The organism is Desulfitobacterium sp. (assembly GCF_034927245.1).
GTDB lineage: Bacteria > Bacillota > Desulfitobacteriia > Desulfitobacteriales > Desulfitobacteriaceae > Desulfitobacterium_A.
Map to the genome: position 1 here is coordinate 34,144 of NZ_JAYFQK010000066.1, position 14,980 is coordinate 49,123.

Sequence of the window (14,980 nt, forward strand, 5' to 3'; positions counted from 1 at the left end):
AAAGTGCAGCCAATAACCTCATTCCGTTCTGAACGAAATGAGTTATTTCACTTACCACCTCCTTGTAAAAGGGAAGGCATACCTGTTTCCGGGCATACCCGAGACCTGGGGTCTGGCCGAAAAACCATGGAACAATTCTTTAGGCTACTTCGGCTCGGAGAAAGTTATCAATACAATTTTTTAGTCAATGAATGATACGTAAAAGCGAACTCTGTTCAACACCACCTAATATAAAATTATATGACCAAATGATAATTAAAGTATATGATAGCTCCGGCTAGTTTGCAATGGTTTTTGTTCGGTAAGGCATAAAGGAAATGCTTACTTCAGGTGGAGTTTTGAGTCCATCTGAAGGGGCTTAGTGTAAATTTAAGTAAAACCTATAGAATTTAACCCATCAAAATATATTTTCCCCTAAAGGTCAAAGATGGTCAATAAAGGTCAGCAAAGGTCAGAAATACGATTTGTTTCATATCGTAAAACGGAGTATAACATAGTTAAAGGTTGTTAGAACATATGAAAGGAAGTGGGAGGTGAGATGAGTTAGCCCGTGGGGAGACGGTAAAGTCGATATTCAAGTGGAGTCGATAATAAAGTAAGGTTTGATATTTAAGTGGAGGTGTTTAGAATGTTTGAATTGATGCCTTTTAGAAGAAGAAATTCGGAATTACAAAATTATGATGGAATGTTTGATATGGATGATTTTTTTGAGGATTTTTTCAATCGTCCGTTCTTTCCGCCTTTTTATCGGGGTCATGTGCCAATGAAGGTAGATATTAAGGAAACAGATAAGGAATACGTTGTTGAAGCTGACCTTCCCGGTGCAAAGAAGGATGAAATTAATCTTCAACTCGATGAAGACAGACTCACAATCTCAGTGAATAAAGATGCGCAATCCGAAGAAGAAAAGAGTAACTACATCCGCAGAGAGAGAAGCATGAGTACGATGTCAAGATCGTTTGCGCTATCTAATGTCAAAGTCGAAGATGTCAAAGCTAAGTTTGATAATGGGGTTTTATCCATTATTCTTCCCAAGAGAGAGTATGGGAATGGTAAGGGTAAACAAATTGAAATCGAATAATATCAAGGGGCGTATCAACTTGATTCGATAGAAATATCGAACTTTGGTTGGTACGCCCCTATTGATTAAGCAAGGATAGGTATTCTGTCTACTCTGTCTATTCAGTCTTCTTTTCTGCACGAATGGGTTTAGAAGCCTGACCTTCACGGAGAACTTTAGCATCAATTTCAACGTTGACCACCATATTCTTAAATTCTTCTTCCCAGTTTTTTTCGAGCTCCGGGTATTCCGCCGGAAATTTACGATGATACTCAGTCCCAAATTTAAAAAGATCAACTCCCCATTCTTGGGCTTTACTTAAAGCAGCATTGATCTCCTCCTTGATGGCTTCGGCTTGTTTGTCTTCCAGTTCCCTAAAAGCATCCGGATTGGATAAATCCACCGAAGACATCTGCTCACCCAGATTTCCCTCTTCTTTCACCTCAACGGTCACCGTTGGTTTACCGTCAATCAGCTCCGGAGTAATTTTGCTTGACGCCCGGATGATCTCCAAGACTACTTTCTGTGATTCGTCTTCAGGGGATTTAACCACGAGGATTCCACTTTTCACCTTTCCTAGAACCCAGAGAAGACCCCGCGATTCCTTTCCGTCGAACCAGCCGACAAGCTTATCTTTCTTAAAAATTGCCGTTCCGCAAAGTTCAACCTGTTTTTCAATGGTCGTACCTGCCGGTCTTTTCACTAATTCCAGACCGGGAAGAAAAGAAGAACTTGTTTTACTGACGAGACTTCTCTGGAGATCGTGAAAGGTTACTTCAGGGGCCTTCGAGGTATTAAGGCTTGCCTTTGCCAAGTTTTCGATCGCTTTACCGGGGACCTTTTCCTGCTCATTTTCGGCGTTGATAATATCTTCGGCTTTACCTTTGGCAACAAAAATATAGGCGAGTTCGCGAGGTTTATTATAACGAAAATAATAGTCAAGCAATGGGGAAAGACCCGATTGGGCTGCTGTTTCACCGATCACAACGACTTTGTTTTGACTGGCGAATAGCCTTCGGTCGACTTGGGTCGTAGCATTCCGGATCGCTTCAGTAATAGTTTTTCCTTTGACTGTTGCGATCCAAACGCATGGGCCACCCCCCCCTTCCCCCTTGGTTTGTGCTGGTGCTCCTTGGAGAACCCCGGGTTTAAGGAGCTGGATGGTAAGGTTAATCTGGCCATCTTCCATCATATCAATTCCCAGAGCTTGAATAACGGCTAACGTATTTAACTCGTTCCTATTCCAACACCCGGTCAAGGTGAAGGAAAGGACTAAGCAGAGCATGAAATTCAAACTGCGTTTTTTCATTTTGAATATTCTCCTTTTTTCCGAAGGACTGCGGTCAATAGCAGCAGGGAGGGTATAAATAATATAAAAAACATGGTGTACCAATCGTAAATCTCAAAGGAAAGAAATTCTCTGAATGCAACAACGTTTGATCCCAACATATTCGTTGAGGCAACGATAATGATCCCCATTGGAAGGATCAAGGGTTTATAGCTTTTGAGATGGAAAAGCTGGCCTATTCCGAGTACGATGACATAATATTGAAAGGCTGTTTTAACAAACATCCCTAAAATCCAGATTGTAACATGAATAACTTCAATCCGTTCTAAGAAATCACCCACATGAATGAGCCGCACAATGTTATAGAAGGGATAGGTGTAGGTTTTGGCCAAATCGTCCCCTAATACCGTAAGCTCCGAAAAGGTTAGGATAAAAAGGAAGAATACGAGTAACAACGGGGCATAGATAAAGACTTTTTTTGTTTTCCGAAGGTCATTCAGAAAGGGAAGGATGATGGCGACTTCGATGATTTCAATGGTTTGCCCCACCGGGGATAAACCGGTAAAAATCGAAGGATAGATTCCTTTTTCAAGAAACGGTGTTAACTCTTGGAGATTCATATCGTTAACGAGCAATAAAACTACGCCAATAATAGCTATCATAATAATCGGCGCGATAAGTTCTGACAGACGGCCCAAGACCTCAATCCCGTGATAGACGGCATAAGCAGCAATAAGGGTTAAGGATATCACGAAAAAAAGGGAAGGTGTTTCAGGCATGACGGCTGTTGTAAAGAACTCAGAAAAGTTAGTGAGGGTGAGACCCGTTATATGCAAAAGAAATAAGACATAAAGGATTCCTAACCATGGGCCTGCTTTACCGGTGATGGCCTGAGTGTACTCGTAAAAAGACTGTTGGGGAAATCTTTTGGCTAAAAAATAGAAGGGAAGAGCTACGATCCAATAAATTGGAACGGCCATCCAAAGATCGATCCATACATCTTGATTGGCGGGTGGTGCCAATAAAACCGGGAGAGAGGTGATCCAATAAATGACCCTGCTCACAAAGACAAGCAAGATCATTTGCCGAGCGGAGATTTTACCACCTTCTAACATGATGCAGACCTCACTTTACCGAATTTTGGGGATCATTAACTGAAAGGGGCTAGGGAGTCAGCAGTTTAATTAGTTTTTCTATTCCTTTATTAGGATTAGGGAGTTCCACCCCGATGACCTGAAGGAAGCTGAGGATAAAACCGATCGTTAAAAGGATTGAAAAGGTGATCAGTTCGGGCCATTCCTTCTTGCGGATCAGTTTGGGGATTTCTAGGAGCGCGATGAGGGCAAAAACCAGTAATAACACGAAAACTTTCATCTTCTTATCCCTCCCCGTTTATTCATTGGATTCTTCTGTTTTTAGAGGGGTGGTACCGAGACCTATCCGGCTCAACTTAGCAGCAACTTCGAGGTTAACCTCGATCTTCGGGAATTCCTGATCCCAATTCTTTTCAAGTTCCGGCCATTCTTGGGGATACTTTCGATGAAATTCCTCACCAAATTTAAAGATATCGACATTCCATTCTTGAGCCTTGGTGATGGCAGCATTAATTTCTGCTTCAATCGCGGCCGTTTGCTTTTTTTCGAGTTCCTGAAAAGGATCAGGCTTGGTTAAATTGACTTCCGACAGTTGTTCCGCCAGATTTCCCTCTTCTTTAACCTCAACCGTTACGGTCAGCTTGCCATCTTCAATGTTCGGCGTAATTTTACTGGAGGCTTTAATAATTTCCAGACTGACGTTTTTTGTTTCGTCTCCGGGGGATTTAACCACAATGACTCCACTTTTTACCTCACCTAATACCCAAAGCAGTCCCCGTGTTTCAGTGTGATCAAACCATCCGATCAGTTTGTCTTTTTTTAAGATCGCCGTGGAATCCAGGGCAACGACATTCTTTGAAGTATCCTTATCTTCCTTTTTTATAAGCTCAATCCCGGGAACAACAGAACTGTCGGTTTTGCTGCCTAAAGTCTCAATTAAATCCTCCAGATCCCTTTTGGGTAGATGAGAAACAAGCTCACTCGTTTTGGCTAAGCTTTCGATGGCCTTTCCGGGGACCTTTTCCTGTTCATGTTCTCCGAGCAGGATATCTTCGGCCTTGCCTTTGGCAATGAAGACATAGGAGAGCCTGCGTACCTCATGATCCCGTCCTAAGAAATCCAGCAGGGGTATAATTCCTTTTTTGGCGGTGTCCTCACCGAGAAGGAGGACCTTATTATGCTGAAAATATAATCTGCGATCCGTTTTGAGAGAAGCATTGCGGATGGCATCAAAAACGGTTTCCCCTGTACTCGTAACGGTCCATACCCCTGTGTTTTCTTTCGCTTGACCTTTAACCGCACTGGGTTTGAGTATTTGAGCGGAAATACTGATTTGCTCATCCTCGGTTCGATCAATGCCTATGGCTTGGACGATCGCCAAAGTATTGAGTTCTTTTCTGTTCCAACACCCGGTAAGCAGACTCGATAATAAGATACAAAAAATAGAGAGCGAAATTATTTTTTTCATCGAGAGGTTACTCCTTTTTTGCGGACGATCGCAGCAAGAAGAAGAAGGCATGGAAGAAATAAAATAAAAAAGTAGGAATACGGGACGAGCGTTTTGTATGAGAGAAACTCTCTTAACTCGACAATGCTGGGGCCTACTAAAAGGCTTAAGGGGATAAGAATTGTGCCAATGGGCAGGATCAATGGTTTGTATTCTTTTAAATTGCAGAGCTGACTTAAACCCAGAACAATCAAATAATAATTTATTGTTACTTTTATAAAGGCCCCTAGGGTCCAAATCGCCATATGGACAGATTCGATACGCTCAAGGAAATCCCCGACACGGATGAGCCGGATCACTGAAAAGACGGGGAGGGCACGGCTTTGTGCTTCCGTCACACCGAATACCGTAAGGACGGGAATCGTTATAATGACAAAAAAGACAGACACGAGAGCAAAACTTATGAAGAAGACTGATTTGACTTTTTTGGGCGTGTTCAGATAGGGGAGAAGCATCGCTAATTCTAAAACCTCAATCGAGCGGCCATTATAGATCCAGCTGCCTTGTAAGATCGGAAGGATGCCTTTTTCAAGGACAGGGGTGAGTATCTTAAAGTTCATATTATTAAATAACAGGAAAAAGATCGTGATCATGGCGAACAGGATCAGGGGTGTGAATAATTCGGATAAACGGCCTATCACTTCAAGTCCTTTGGTGGCGGCATACGCTGAAATAAGAACGAGAGTCAACGCAAAGAAAAGAATAGGGGTTTCGGGCATCACTGCGGTCGTGAGGAAAAAGCCGTATTGGGATAAGGCAAGCGCCGTAGAATGCAGAAAATACCAAAGGATCAAAACGCCGAACACTTTTCCCAGCTTTCCGAAGAGCGTTTGGCTATACTGGATAATGGTTTGGTCAGGGAACCTTTTCCATAGAAAGTAGATCGGGAGTGCTATTAATAATTGAATCGGATAATACAATAACGACGCTATCCAGGAATCTTGATTGGCCGGGGGCTCATTCAAGGCGGGGAGGTAGGTTATGGTAATAATGCTTCGGCTTACTAAGATGAGAAGGATTAATTGCTTATAGCTAATTCGGCCTTCTTCCAACATGCTATTTTTCTCCTTTCTGATCACCAGGCGGAGTGGGCATGAGGTTAGGTTTTTTACGATTTGAATCTTTTTCCCAAAATGCACGGGGCCTCGTAAGCATCATCCATAAGGGCGAACGAATGAATACGTCTTTTAAATCCGAAAAGGTAGAGGGGGCTAAAGGAGACATATAAGGTGCCCCGAGAGAACGAAGAGAGACCTGGTGAATTAAGAAAGCAATAAATCCCAACATAACCCCATATAATCCCGAAAAGCCCGCCAAGATGATGAGAATAAACCGGGCCAGTGTACTTACATCTGTTAAGGATGAGATCACAAATGAAGAGATAGCCGTTAGGGCGGTTACAACGACCATGGGAGCACCCACGAGCCCGGATGAGACAGCGGCATCTCCAATGACCAGGGCTCCTACGATACTTACGGCTTGACCCACGGGTCGGGGTAAACGAACTCCTGCCTCCCGCAGAATTTCATAAATAGTTTGCATGAGGAGCGCTTCAACCATGGATGGAAAAGGTGTCCCCTCTTGGGCTGCCGCGATACTCACGAGAAGTGCCGGTGGCAAAAATTCCTGATGGAAGGTTGTAATGGCTACATATAATGCCGGGGTAAATGTTGTTAAAAAGAAAGCCAGCCAGCGCAGCGAGCGGATGAACGTGGCATAAAAAGGTCGGGTATAGTAATCTTCGGCGCTTTGAAACGCTTCGACAAATAAATAGGGGACTGTTAGGACAAAAGGGGTTCCATCCACTAAAATGGCAACGCGCCCCTCTAAAAGTTTCGCGCTCACAATATCCGGTTTTTCAGAGTTCCCAACAGTCGGAAAAAGGGAAAAGGGCGCATCTTCAATGAAGGATTCAATATATCCTGATTCTAAGATTGAATCGGTGTCTATTCTTTGCAGCCGATTTTTGACTTCTGCCACAATTTTATCATTGGCTATTCCATTGAGGTAAGCCACACAGACGGAGGTTTTTGTTTGTCTGCCAATCTGCAATTCCCAGAACTTAAGAGCGGGATTTCTCATTTTTCTTCGCAAAAGAGCCATATTGGTTCCCAAACTTTCCACGAAACCTTCGCGCGGTCCTCTGACTACGGCTTCGGTTTTCGGTTCGGTCACTCCCCTGGCTTCCCATCCCCGCAAAGAGGCGAGAAGGGCAATGTTTGATTCCTCAATAAATAAAGCGGTATCCCCTGATAATACGGCATTGGTAATTTCACCGAAGGTTCTGCTTTCTTTCACGACGGCAACTGTAAGCGAGCTGTCCCTAATGATATTGATGGCATTATTCTTTTTAAGATCATGTTGCAAAGACATTAGGGGATTGATAAGATCCGCGCTTACCGATTTTTCGTCGATAAGCCCATTAAACATAACAATAAAGGCATTAATGGATTCATTGGCCCCAATTTTAAACTTCCGGATAACCAGGTCACTGGATTCCACGAAAACGCTCTGAATTCGCTGAAGGTTTTGTTCGAGATTCAACGAAAGGGAATCCGGATTATCCTCAGGATTTGCCAGAGCGTTGGCTTGGGAATTAGGCTGGGTATTACCTTGGGAGTCGGCAGGTTCGGATGAATTTTGATTCCGCCGCTTCTGCTTATATTTTTGCTTATTGATTTTATCAACTAGCTTTGTTATTGGCATAATGATCTCCAGTGCTGATTATAGTTTCCTATATAGTATCTAAATAATTCATTCTTTTATACGAATGCTTAAGGGGTTGGGGCTTTGTTATTTGTTTTGCTCGCGGAAGTGATTATTTACAATATTCCGAATATTGGATTAGAATATAAATAATATAAGTAGGCTATGCGGTTGATGAGAGGGGAGCGCAGGACTATGTTAAATAACAAAGAGGATTTGAGTCGTGAACAAGCCCTAGAATTGCTCGAAGATTTTGCCAAGCGTTGGTTAGCCCATGATGGGCTTTGGTTCCAATCGATCGAACAAAAGAGAGGAATAGAAGAGGCCATAGAACATGATATTGAGGCTTGGCGAAATTTCACAGTGCTTGAGGCGAAGCGTATTAAGGAATTCTTACAACTTCCTGATCAGGGGGGACTTGATGCTCTTTCACGCGCCTTAAACTTTAGACTTTATGCCTTTGTCAATGAGCAGAGCATTGAGCGACCCCATGAGCGTACCTTAATCTTTAAAATGACCAACTGCAGAGTTCAATCCGCTCGCCAAAGAAAGCAAATGGCAGCCTTTCCGTGTAAGCCTGTCGGTGAAGTGGAATACTCCTTGTTTGCCAAGACGATCGATCCCCGAATTTCAACCCGTTGTTTAGTCTGCCCGCCTGATGCATTTCCCGGTGATTTTTACTGTGGGTGGGAATTTACCTTAAATGTTTGAAATGGGATGAAATGTAAGGCCTAAAGTATAATATAAAAACGTCCCGAAAGCGGGCGGTGTTGTAAACGCTGCCCGCTTTCGGGGCGTTTTTGTATAGACATTCGTATCGACCTCAGACTTTTTTTGTACTGTCAGGAAGTTTAACTTCGTTGCATATTTTCCTCCAGCATAAGTGCAACCAACGACTTCACACAATTATTGACTGATAATTCGGATAATTGGTAAATAAGTACGAAAGGTTAGAAATTCACGAAAAATGAGGGGACGCTAAGAAAGTATATCAGGATGAGAGAATATAAATCTTTTAAAGAGACAAAGAGTACTCACAAAAAATGGAGGGGTTCGGTATGAGGACAATAATGGTTATAGGTGCCGGGCAGATGGGTGGCGGAATAGCTCAGGTTTCGGCTCAAGCAGGCTACTCTGTTATCCTGAATGACATTAAAGAAGCATTTGTAAATCGGGGTTTGGGTATTATTGAAAAAAATCTCAATCGGAGCGTTGAAAAAGGGAAACTCGAGGCAGCGGAAAAGGAAGTCATTTTAAACCGTATTACAAAATCGACTGCGCTAGAAGATGCTGCTTCAGCTGACTTAGTTATTGAAGCGGCAGTAGAAAATATCGCGATTAAGAGCCAAATTTTCGCACAACTGGATAGCATCTGTCCGGAACATACGATTCTTTCGACCAATACCTCTTCTTTACCGATTACAGAGATTGCCGCTTTTACGAAACGACCGGATCGAGTTATCGGTATGCACTTTATGAACCCTGTTCCTGTGATGAAGCTCGTCGAGGTTATCCGCGGTCTGGTTACGAGTGACGAGGTGTACAAAACAATTGAAACCCTCAGCCTTGAAATGGGAAAAACGCCCGTGGAAGTGAATGATGCCCCGGGCTTTGTAGCTAACCGGATTTTAATCCCTATGATTAACGAAGCCATTTATACACTTTACGAGGGAATCGCTACGGCTGAAGATATCGACAATGTCATGAAGTTAGGAATGAACCACCCTATGGGACCTTTGGCTTTGGCAGATTTAATCGGTCTAGATACCGTTCTAGCTATTTCCGAAATCCTTCATGAAGGACTCGGCGATAAATATCGTCCTTGCCCACTCCTTCGAAAATACGTTAAAGCGGGTTGGTACGGTAGAAAATCGGGCCGCGGTTTTTATAAATATGAGTGAATAAAGCGATCAATTAAGGGGGGAAAAAGTAGATGTCATTTAAAGTTGTCCAAAAATTAGATATTACACGAAAGAGTTATTACAAAAATGCCAAAATCGCCGCTTACGGTGAAAGACAGCCTGATTTTTCAACACAGGGGAGAAAAATTGGGAATACCTATGCTAAACAACGTGAGGTTGTTTGTGTAGAAGCCTGCAGAACACCCTATGGTAAATCTCTGGGAGCTTTAGTCGAGTATGATGCAGCTCAATTAGGAGCACTTGCGATAAAAGAAGTCATTCGCAGGACTGAAGGCAAAGTCGCCCCCGGAGATGTAGACTATGTCATTATGGGTCACGTGGTTCAAGCCGGCTGCGGTCAAGTCCCGAGTCGTCAAGCTACACTTCTGGCAGGACTTCCCGAACAGGTGCCTTCGATTACGGTCAATAAGGTTTGCTCCTCCGGTGTTAAAACGATTGATCTGGGGGCTCAAATGATTGCTTTAGGAAGAGCCGAGATTGTTGTTGCCGGCGGACAGGAAAGTATGAGCAATATTCCTTTCGCACTCCCTGATATGCGAAGAGGAAAGAAGATGGGACTTCCCAATACGGATTGTGTAGACCTGATGGTGCAAGACGGGCTTTGGGATGCTCTGTACGATCGCCACATGGCAATTCATGGTTCAGAAGTCGCCGATGAATTTGGGTACAGTCGTGAAGAACAGGATGAATGGGCTCTTCATTCACAACGGGCTGCCTCCGAAGCGATGGCTTCGGGAAAACTTGATGACGAAATTTTCCCGATTGCTATTAAAAAAGGGAAAGAGATTATGGAAAAAGATGAAGGACCTCGCTCAAATACGACTTTGGAAGGGCTGGCCAAACTTAGGCCTGTTTTTGATCACTCCAGTGCTGTGACCGGAAATCCCGGAAGCGTAACCGCGGGAAATGCACCCGGAACGAATGACGGTGGGGATGTTTGTCTGCTGATGAGCCGAGAAAAGGCAGATGAGCTTGGCTTAAAACCCCTATTTACGATCGTGGACTATGCAGAAGTATCTCAACCGACGAAAGATATAGCCACTGTTCCTGGCCTTTCGATCAAGAAGGTTTTGGATCAGAACAATATGACGCTTGATGATGTGAAGCTAATCGAAATTAACGAGGCTTTCGCCGCCGTGGCCTTGGTCAGTGCCCGAAGCATTCTGGGGATGACGAAAGGGCAGATGTTTGAGAAGGTCAATGTTAATGGGGGCGCGATTGCTTATGGACATCCCATCGGGGCAACCGGGGCCCGGATCGTCATGACTTTAGCCTATGAGCTTAAACGCCGCGGCGGCGGTTATGGGGTATGTGGTATCTGCGCTGGCAATGCTCAAGGAGATGCCATGCTGATTCGTGTTGACGCCGATTAAAGCAAACGACAAATAAGATAAGAGATGGAGTGGGGTTAAATATGGATTTTGAACTGAGTAGCGAAACCTTGATGCTTAGAGACATGGTCCGGAAATTTGCCCAAAACCAACTTGCACCTTTAGCCCCTGAGCTTGATAAAACCCACGAGTTTCCAATGGATACATGGATTAAAATGAGGGAACTTGGACTCACAGGATTTCCTATTCCTGAGGAATGGGGCGGCGGAGACGGTACCTATTTGGACTTCGCAATTATCGTTGAAGAATTGGCCAAGGCTTGCGCCTCGACCGCCGTAATTACAAGCGTCCATACGGGATTAGGCTGCATGAGCATGTATCTTTATGGCAGTTCGTATTTAAAAGAAAAATACCTAAAAAAATTGGCCACAGGTGAGATTATCGGAGCTTATGCACTGACTGAAGCTAATGCCGGGTCTGATGCAGCCTCTTTGAAATGCAGAGCTGAGGGTAAAGGCGATCATTTTCTGGTCAATGGCAGCAAAATATTTATTACAAATGGTACTGTGGCTACTACGTTTTGTACGTTTGTTAAGACGGATTCAACGGCTCCAAACGGCAAAGGAATTACTTGCTTAATCCTTGAAAAGGGTATGCCGGGATTCACGATAAGTAAACCCGTAGACAAAATGGGAATGCATGGTTCGCCTACCGTTGAACTTAATTTTGAGAATGTTAAAGTTTCTAAAGAGAATGTTCTGGGCGAGATTAACAATGGTTTTGCAGTAGCTATGGGACTTTTAGCCGGTGGCCGTATCACGATTGGCGCTCAAGGGTTAGGAATTGCCGAAGGAGCCCTTGAATATACCGCTAATTATATTAAGGAAAGACAGCAGTTTGGTAAACCGCTGGCAGCGAATCAAGGGGTTCAGTTCATGATCGCCGATATGGCAACGAAAATTGATGCGGCAAAGATGCTGATCTACAGAGCGGCTTGGCTGAAAGATCATCAAAAGCCTCATAACAAGGAGGCTTCAATGGCTAAGCTTTTCGCAACAGATGTTGCTATGGAAGTGACAACGAACTGTGTGCAATTGTTAGGCGGATATGGTTATTGTTCGGAATACCCCGTTGAGCGAATGATGAGAGATGCGAAGATTACTCAAATCTATGAAGGATCAAATCAGATACAGAGGATGATCATTGGGCGCGAAGTCATTGGTCGCTTTTAATTATGGCCGGGATAACGATTGAATAAGGGGGGGTTCTTTTATGGCGAGACCTAAAATTGTTAGTCTTTCGGAAGCGATCGGACAGATTCAAAATGGAGATATGTTAACCTTCGGGGGTTTTACGGTTTGGCGACGCCCCATGGCAGCAATATATGAGTTGATTCGTCAGAAAAAGCGAAATCTGCATTTAGTTGAGGTTAACGGCGGAACGCATGATGATATGTTAGTCGGAGCAGGATGCGTTGAAATATGGGAATCATCTTGGAGCGGACATGAACTTTACGGTAAATTTGGAGGTAACTTAGCTCGCAAGATTGAAAAAAACGAAATACTATATGAAGATTGGGCGCATATCCACGTTCTAAATCGATTAACAGCCGGGGCAAAAGGTCTTCCCTTCTTACCCACTTATTCAGCGATGGGAAGCGATATACTGAATCCCGAGAATGATAACCTCGGAAAAGCGGGACTCCGAGATGGGTCCAATCCCCACATTGGAAAGTATAAATATGTTATATATAAAGAACCTTTTACCCATTCCGAAATCGTTCTGGTCCCTGCGGCAAAACCGGATTGGTGTATTACTCATGTCCAAATGGCAGGTAAAGAAGGAACTGTACGCGTTGAGGGACTAAAATTTAGCGATCAGGAAGTAATCAAAGCATCCAAGCACAACATTATCATCGCAGAGCAGGTTGTTCCCGAAGAATATTTGCGCCGTGAACCGACCCAAAATATGCTCCCCGGTTATTTGGTGGATTATATTGTGGAATTACCTTGGGGTGCTCACCCTACAGGATTATTCGGTGCGTATGAACCTGATGGCCCATTCATTAATAATTTCTTTAATGCTACCCGAACCCAAGAGGGGTTTGATCAGTGGGCAGAGGAGTGGATTTTCGGGGTCAAAGACTTCCAAGAATATCTGAGCAAACTCGGAATTACACGTCTCGAAGCCCTAAGAGCGAATCCTTCCTTGGGTTATTCATCAACACTGAAAAGGGGGTAAGACCATGGAAGTAAAAAAGGGAAATTCTAAAATCGGCGAATTTAAGCCTATAGATCTCCTAGCTTGTGCCGCAGCTCGTGAGGTGCGGGATGGCGAAATCGTATTCGCGGGAACGGGTTTGCCGATGTTGGCGATCATGTTAGCCCAGCATACTCAAGCTCCTACTTCCGTTTGTATCTATGAATCCGGTTCAATTGATGGTCGTCCCATCGATCTGCCGACTTCTGTTGCGGATGCCCGTTGCAGCTACCAGGCTGCAGTGGCTCACGGTCTAACCGATGTATTTGAACAGCTTCAATCAGGCAAGGTTGATCTGGCCTATCTGGGGGGAGCCGAGGTAGACCTCTACGGAAATATTAATACTACCTTTATGGGCGGCCCTACAGGCAAACGGCTTACCGGGAGCGGGGGCAACACGGATATTCATTCCTTAGCCAAACGAAGTGTTTTAATTATGCCCCAAATTAATCAAAAACGTCGTTTTGTCGAAAGAGTAAGCTATATTACTTCGCCCGGATGGAGAATCCCGCATTGGCCGGATCAAGAATGGGTACCGAAACAAGAGGTTTATGGTCCCGCTTTCCATGGCGGCCCGGCTGCTGTTATCTCTGATATGGGGGTTTATCGCTTTGATGAAAATGGTAAGATGTATCTTGATACGTTTCATCCGGGCTTTACACCTGAGGACTGTCGTGACAACTGCTGTTTTGAGCTTAATATCTCGAGGGTTAAGGGAGAAACGATTACCCCGACTTATGAAGAGTTGGACCTGCTCAGGAATACTATAGATCCGGAAGGGATTATCATAAAATAAGCCAGGGAGGTCGGTCATGATATATGATCGGCCTTCTTCTGATTTCGCAAGTTAAGGTTAATCTTCTTCTGAGAATCAATTAAACCTTATTATTATTCTCCGGGTTAAATTCCAAAGTAAGTTCCACTTTATCGAAGTAAATTCCACTGTAAGTCATCCTTTTTTGTTTGGAGAATAGAAAAGGGTGACTTTTTTTCGGTTTTGGATTAAAATAAGGCCAAATCCGGTGTAAAAACAGCTGAAAAAGGGCGCAGCTATCTGCGAGTGGGAATTTAGTATTTTTTTCGCATAGTAAATTCCACCCGATGTAATGGAGTATGGAGCTGTTTCCCGGTAGATGTAATGACAGGAGGAAATTAACGGGTAGGTTAATTTCTTCCTGTCATTTCTTTTTTTTGTTCTTCAATAACCTGGTATGCGTCGAGATAATTCATTTCTCGTCCTGACTCATCGGTATAACCCCATGGATTGCCTAGACAATGGACGTCAGTCTCCTTAAAAAGAGAGGAATTCATGATGACCTCATTGGGCGGAATTTTGTGACACCCCAATGCCTTAAGGAGTTCTTCCCCATAGAGAAAAGCCATCATGTCATAAGGGCATTTATTCCCTAAGCTTTGTCGGCAGTAGGAATTGATGTTGTCCATCATGCGGCAGATGTCGGCTTGGGTAAACCCATCCATACTAGTGCCTTTAGGAATAAAATAGCGGATCAGCTCGTGATTCCTCTCGGCAGAGCCTTTCTGCCCTGGTGAAGAGGCATCGCAGTAGAACAGATGAGTTCTGCGGTTTTGGTGTTGGTCAAACTCCAAGGCCTTTGGGTTAGAGAACTCAGAACCATTGTCCGTCAGCAAAACCGGCATAACCTTCATAAAAATGTCCTGGCCAAGTTTGAGGTGAAGGCCTTCAAGAATAGAGATGACGGATTGAGAATCGTTGGTCTGCCGCAAAAAGGCAAGCATGAATTCCGCCTTCACAAAATGAAGGGTAAGAAGAACCTTGCCCCCTTTACGGCCT

The 14,980-nt window shown here is 43.9% G+C and carries 14 protein-coding genes and 1 riboswitch; of the genes, 7 read left to right on the forward strand and 7 right to left on the reverse strand.

What is annotated here, in order from left to right; translation table 11 throughout:
• Positions 1-42 precede the first annotated feature (42 nt).
• Positions 43-172, reverse strand: a riboswitch (molybdenum cofactor riboswitch).
• Positions 173-628: 456 nt separating this feature from the next.
• Positions 629-1,081, forward strand: coding sequence for an Hsp20/alpha crystallin family protein (locus VB077_RS15235; protein WP_323416109.1), 453 nt, complete (start codon positions 629-631; stop codon positions 1,079-1,081).
• A 97-nt stretch (positions 1,082-1,178) separates the two neighbouring features.
• Here the strand turns inward: VB077_RS15235 and VB077_RS15240 are convergent, their stop codons facing one another.
• From VB077_RS15240 to VB077_RS15265, 6 genes are read right to left on the reverse strand one after another with little or no spacing between them, the layout of a single operon-like run.
• Complete coding sequence (locus tag VB077_RS15240) at positions 1,179-2,369, reverse strand: Ger(x)C family spore germination protein (RefSeq protein ID WP_323416110.1); 1,191 nt, start codon at positions 2,367-2,369, stop codon at positions 1,179-1,181.
• Positions 2,366-3,463, reverse strand: coding sequence for an endospore germination permease (locus VB077_RS15245; RefSeq protein WP_323416111.1), 1,098 nt, complete (start codon positions 3,461-3,463; stop codon positions 2,366-2,368). Before VB077_RS15245 ends, VB077_RS15240 begins: the two co-directional genes overlap by 4 nt.
• Before the next feature lie 49 nt (positions 3,464-3,512).
• The gene (locus tag VB077_RS15250; RefSeq protein WP_323416112.1) at positions 3,513-3,722 is read right to left on the reverse strand and encodes a hypothetical protein; all 210 of its coding nucleotides are present in this window, start codon (positions 3,720-3,722) and stop codon (positions 3,513-3,515) included.
• An 18-nt stretch (positions 3,723-3,740) separates the two neighbouring features.
• The gene (locus VB077_RS15255; protein ID WP_323416113.1) at positions 3,741-4,910 is read right to left on the reverse strand and encodes a Ger(x)C family spore germination protein; all 1,170 of its coding nucleotides are present in this window, start codon (positions 4,908-4,910) and stop codon (positions 3,741-3,743) included.
• Positions 4,907-6,004, reverse strand: a complete 1,098-nt coding sequence (locus VB077_RS15260) for an endospore germination permease (RefSeq protein WP_323416114.1) — start codon at positions 6,002-6,004, stop codon at positions 4,907-4,909. Before VB077_RS15260 ends, VB077_RS15255 begins: the two co-directional genes overlap by 4 nt.
• A gap of 1 nt (position 6,005) precedes the next feature.
• Positions 6,006-7,655, reverse strand: coding sequence for a spore germination protein (locus tag VB077_RS15265; RefSeq protein ID WP_323416115.1), 1,650 nt, complete (start codon positions 7,653-7,655; stop codon positions 6,006-6,008).
• Between the two features lie 195 nt (positions 7,656-7,850).
• On the opposite strand from VB077_RS15265, the gene VB077_RS15270 reads away from it, so the two are divergent.
• From VB077_RS15270 to VB077_RS15295, 6 genes are all read left to right on the forward strand, one after another.
• Positions 7,851-8,366: a DUF6125 family protein gene (locus VB077_RS15270; RefSeq protein ID WP_323416116.1), complete on the forward strand. Its 516-nt coding sequence runs from the start codon at positions 7,851-7,853 to the stop codon at positions 8,364-8,366.
• A gap of 347 nt (positions 8,367-8,713) precedes the next feature.
• On the forward strand, positions 8,714-9,556 hold the full coding sequence (locus tag VB077_RS15275; protein ID WP_323416117.1) for a 3-hydroxybutyryl-CoA dehydrogenase: 843 nt from the start codon (positions 8,714-8,716) through the stop codon (positions 9,554-9,556).
• A 32-nt stretch (positions 9,557-9,588) separates the two neighbouring features.
• Entirely contained in the window at positions 9,589-10,950 is a 1,362-nt protein-coding gene (locus tag VB077_RS15280) for a thiolase family protein (RefSeq protein ID WP_323416118.1), read from the forward strand.
• Between the two features lie 41 nt (positions 10,951-10,991).
• Positions 10,992-12,140 carry an acyl-CoA dehydrogenase family protein gene (locus VB077_RS15285; RefSeq protein WP_323416119.1) on the forward strand — a complete coding sequence of 383 codons (1,149 nt, stop codon included), beginning with the start codon at positions 10,992-10,994 and terminating at the stop codon, positions 12,138-12,140.
• 40 nt (positions 12,141-12,180) lie between these two features.
• On the forward strand, positions 12,181-13,149 hold the full coding sequence (locus VB077_RS15290) for a CoA transferase (RefSeq protein WP_323416120.1): 969 nt from the start codon (positions 12,181-12,183) through the stop codon (positions 13,147-13,149).
• A 4-nt stretch (positions 13,150-13,153) separates the two neighbouring features.
• A complete protein-coding gene (locus VB077_RS15295; protein ID WP_323416121.1) occupies positions 13,154-13,963 on the forward strand; it encodes a CoA-transferase subunit beta in 810 nt (269 codons plus the stop codon).
• Between the two features lie 368 nt (positions 13,964-14,331).
• Here the strand turns inward: VB077_RS15295 and VB077_RS15300 are convergent.
• A partial coding sequence (locus VB077_RS15300; protein WP_416337077.1) for a transposase occupies positions 14,332-14,980 on the reverse strand: 649 nt, incomplete at its 5' end.

What these genes read in the sequence shown, in the direction of transcription:
- VB077_RS15260 (WP_323416114.1), bottom strand. Translation starts at nt 6,004, where the DNA reads ATGTTGGAAGAAGGCCGAATTAGCTATAAGCAATTAATCCTTCTCATC.
- VB077_RS15240 (WP_323416110.1), bottom strand. Translation starts at nt 2,369, where the DNA reads ATGAAAAAACGCAGTTTGAATTTCATGCTCTGCTTAGTCCTTTCCTTC.
- VB077_RS15250 (WP_323416112.1), bottom strand. Translation starts at nt 3,722, where the DNA reads ATGAAAGTTTTCGTGTTATTACTGGTTTTTGCCCTCATCGCGCTCCTA.
- VB077_RS15245 (WP_323416111.1), bottom strand. Translation starts at nt 3,463, where the DNA reads ATGTTAGAAGGTGGTAAAATCTCCGCTCGGCAAATGATCTTGCTTGTC.
- VB077_RS15295 (WP_323416121.1), top strand. Translation starts at nt 13,154, where the DNA reads ATGGAAGTAAAAAAGGGAAATTCTAAAATCGGCGAATTTAAGCCTATA.
- VB077_RS15285 (WP_323416119.1), top strand. Translation starts at nt 10,992, where the DNA reads ATGGATTTTGAACTGAGTAGCGAAACCTTGATGCTTAGAGACATGGTC.
- VB077_RS15255 (WP_323416113.1), bottom strand. Translation starts at nt 4,910, where the DNA reads ATGAAAAAAATAATTTCGCTCTCTATTTTTTGTATCTTATTATCGAGT.
- VB077_RS15270 (WP_323416116.1), top strand. Translation starts at nt 7,851, where the DNA reads ATGTTAAATAACAAAGAGGATTTGAGTCGTGAACAAGCCCTAGAATTG.
- VB077_RS15265 (WP_323416115.1), bottom strand. Translation starts at nt 7,655, where the DNA reads ATGCCAATAACAAAGCTAGTTGATAAAATCAATAAGCAAAAATATAAG.
- VB077_RS15280 (WP_323416118.1), top strand. Translation starts at nt 9,589, where the DNA reads ATGTCATTTAAAGTTGTCCAAAAATTAGATATTACACGAAAGAGTTAT.
- VB077_RS15290 (WP_323416120.1), top strand. Translation starts at nt 12,181, where the DNA reads ATGGCGAGACCTAAAATTGTTAGTCTTTCGGAAGCGATCGGACAGATT.
- VB077_RS15275 (WP_323416117.1), top strand. Translation starts at nt 8,714, where the DNA reads ATGAGGACAATAATGGTTATAGGTGCCGGGCAGATGGGTGGCGGAATA.
- VB077_RS15235 (WP_323416109.1), top strand. Translation starts at nt 629, where the DNA reads ATGTTTGAATTGATGCCTTTTAGAAGAAGAAATTCGGAATTACAAAAT.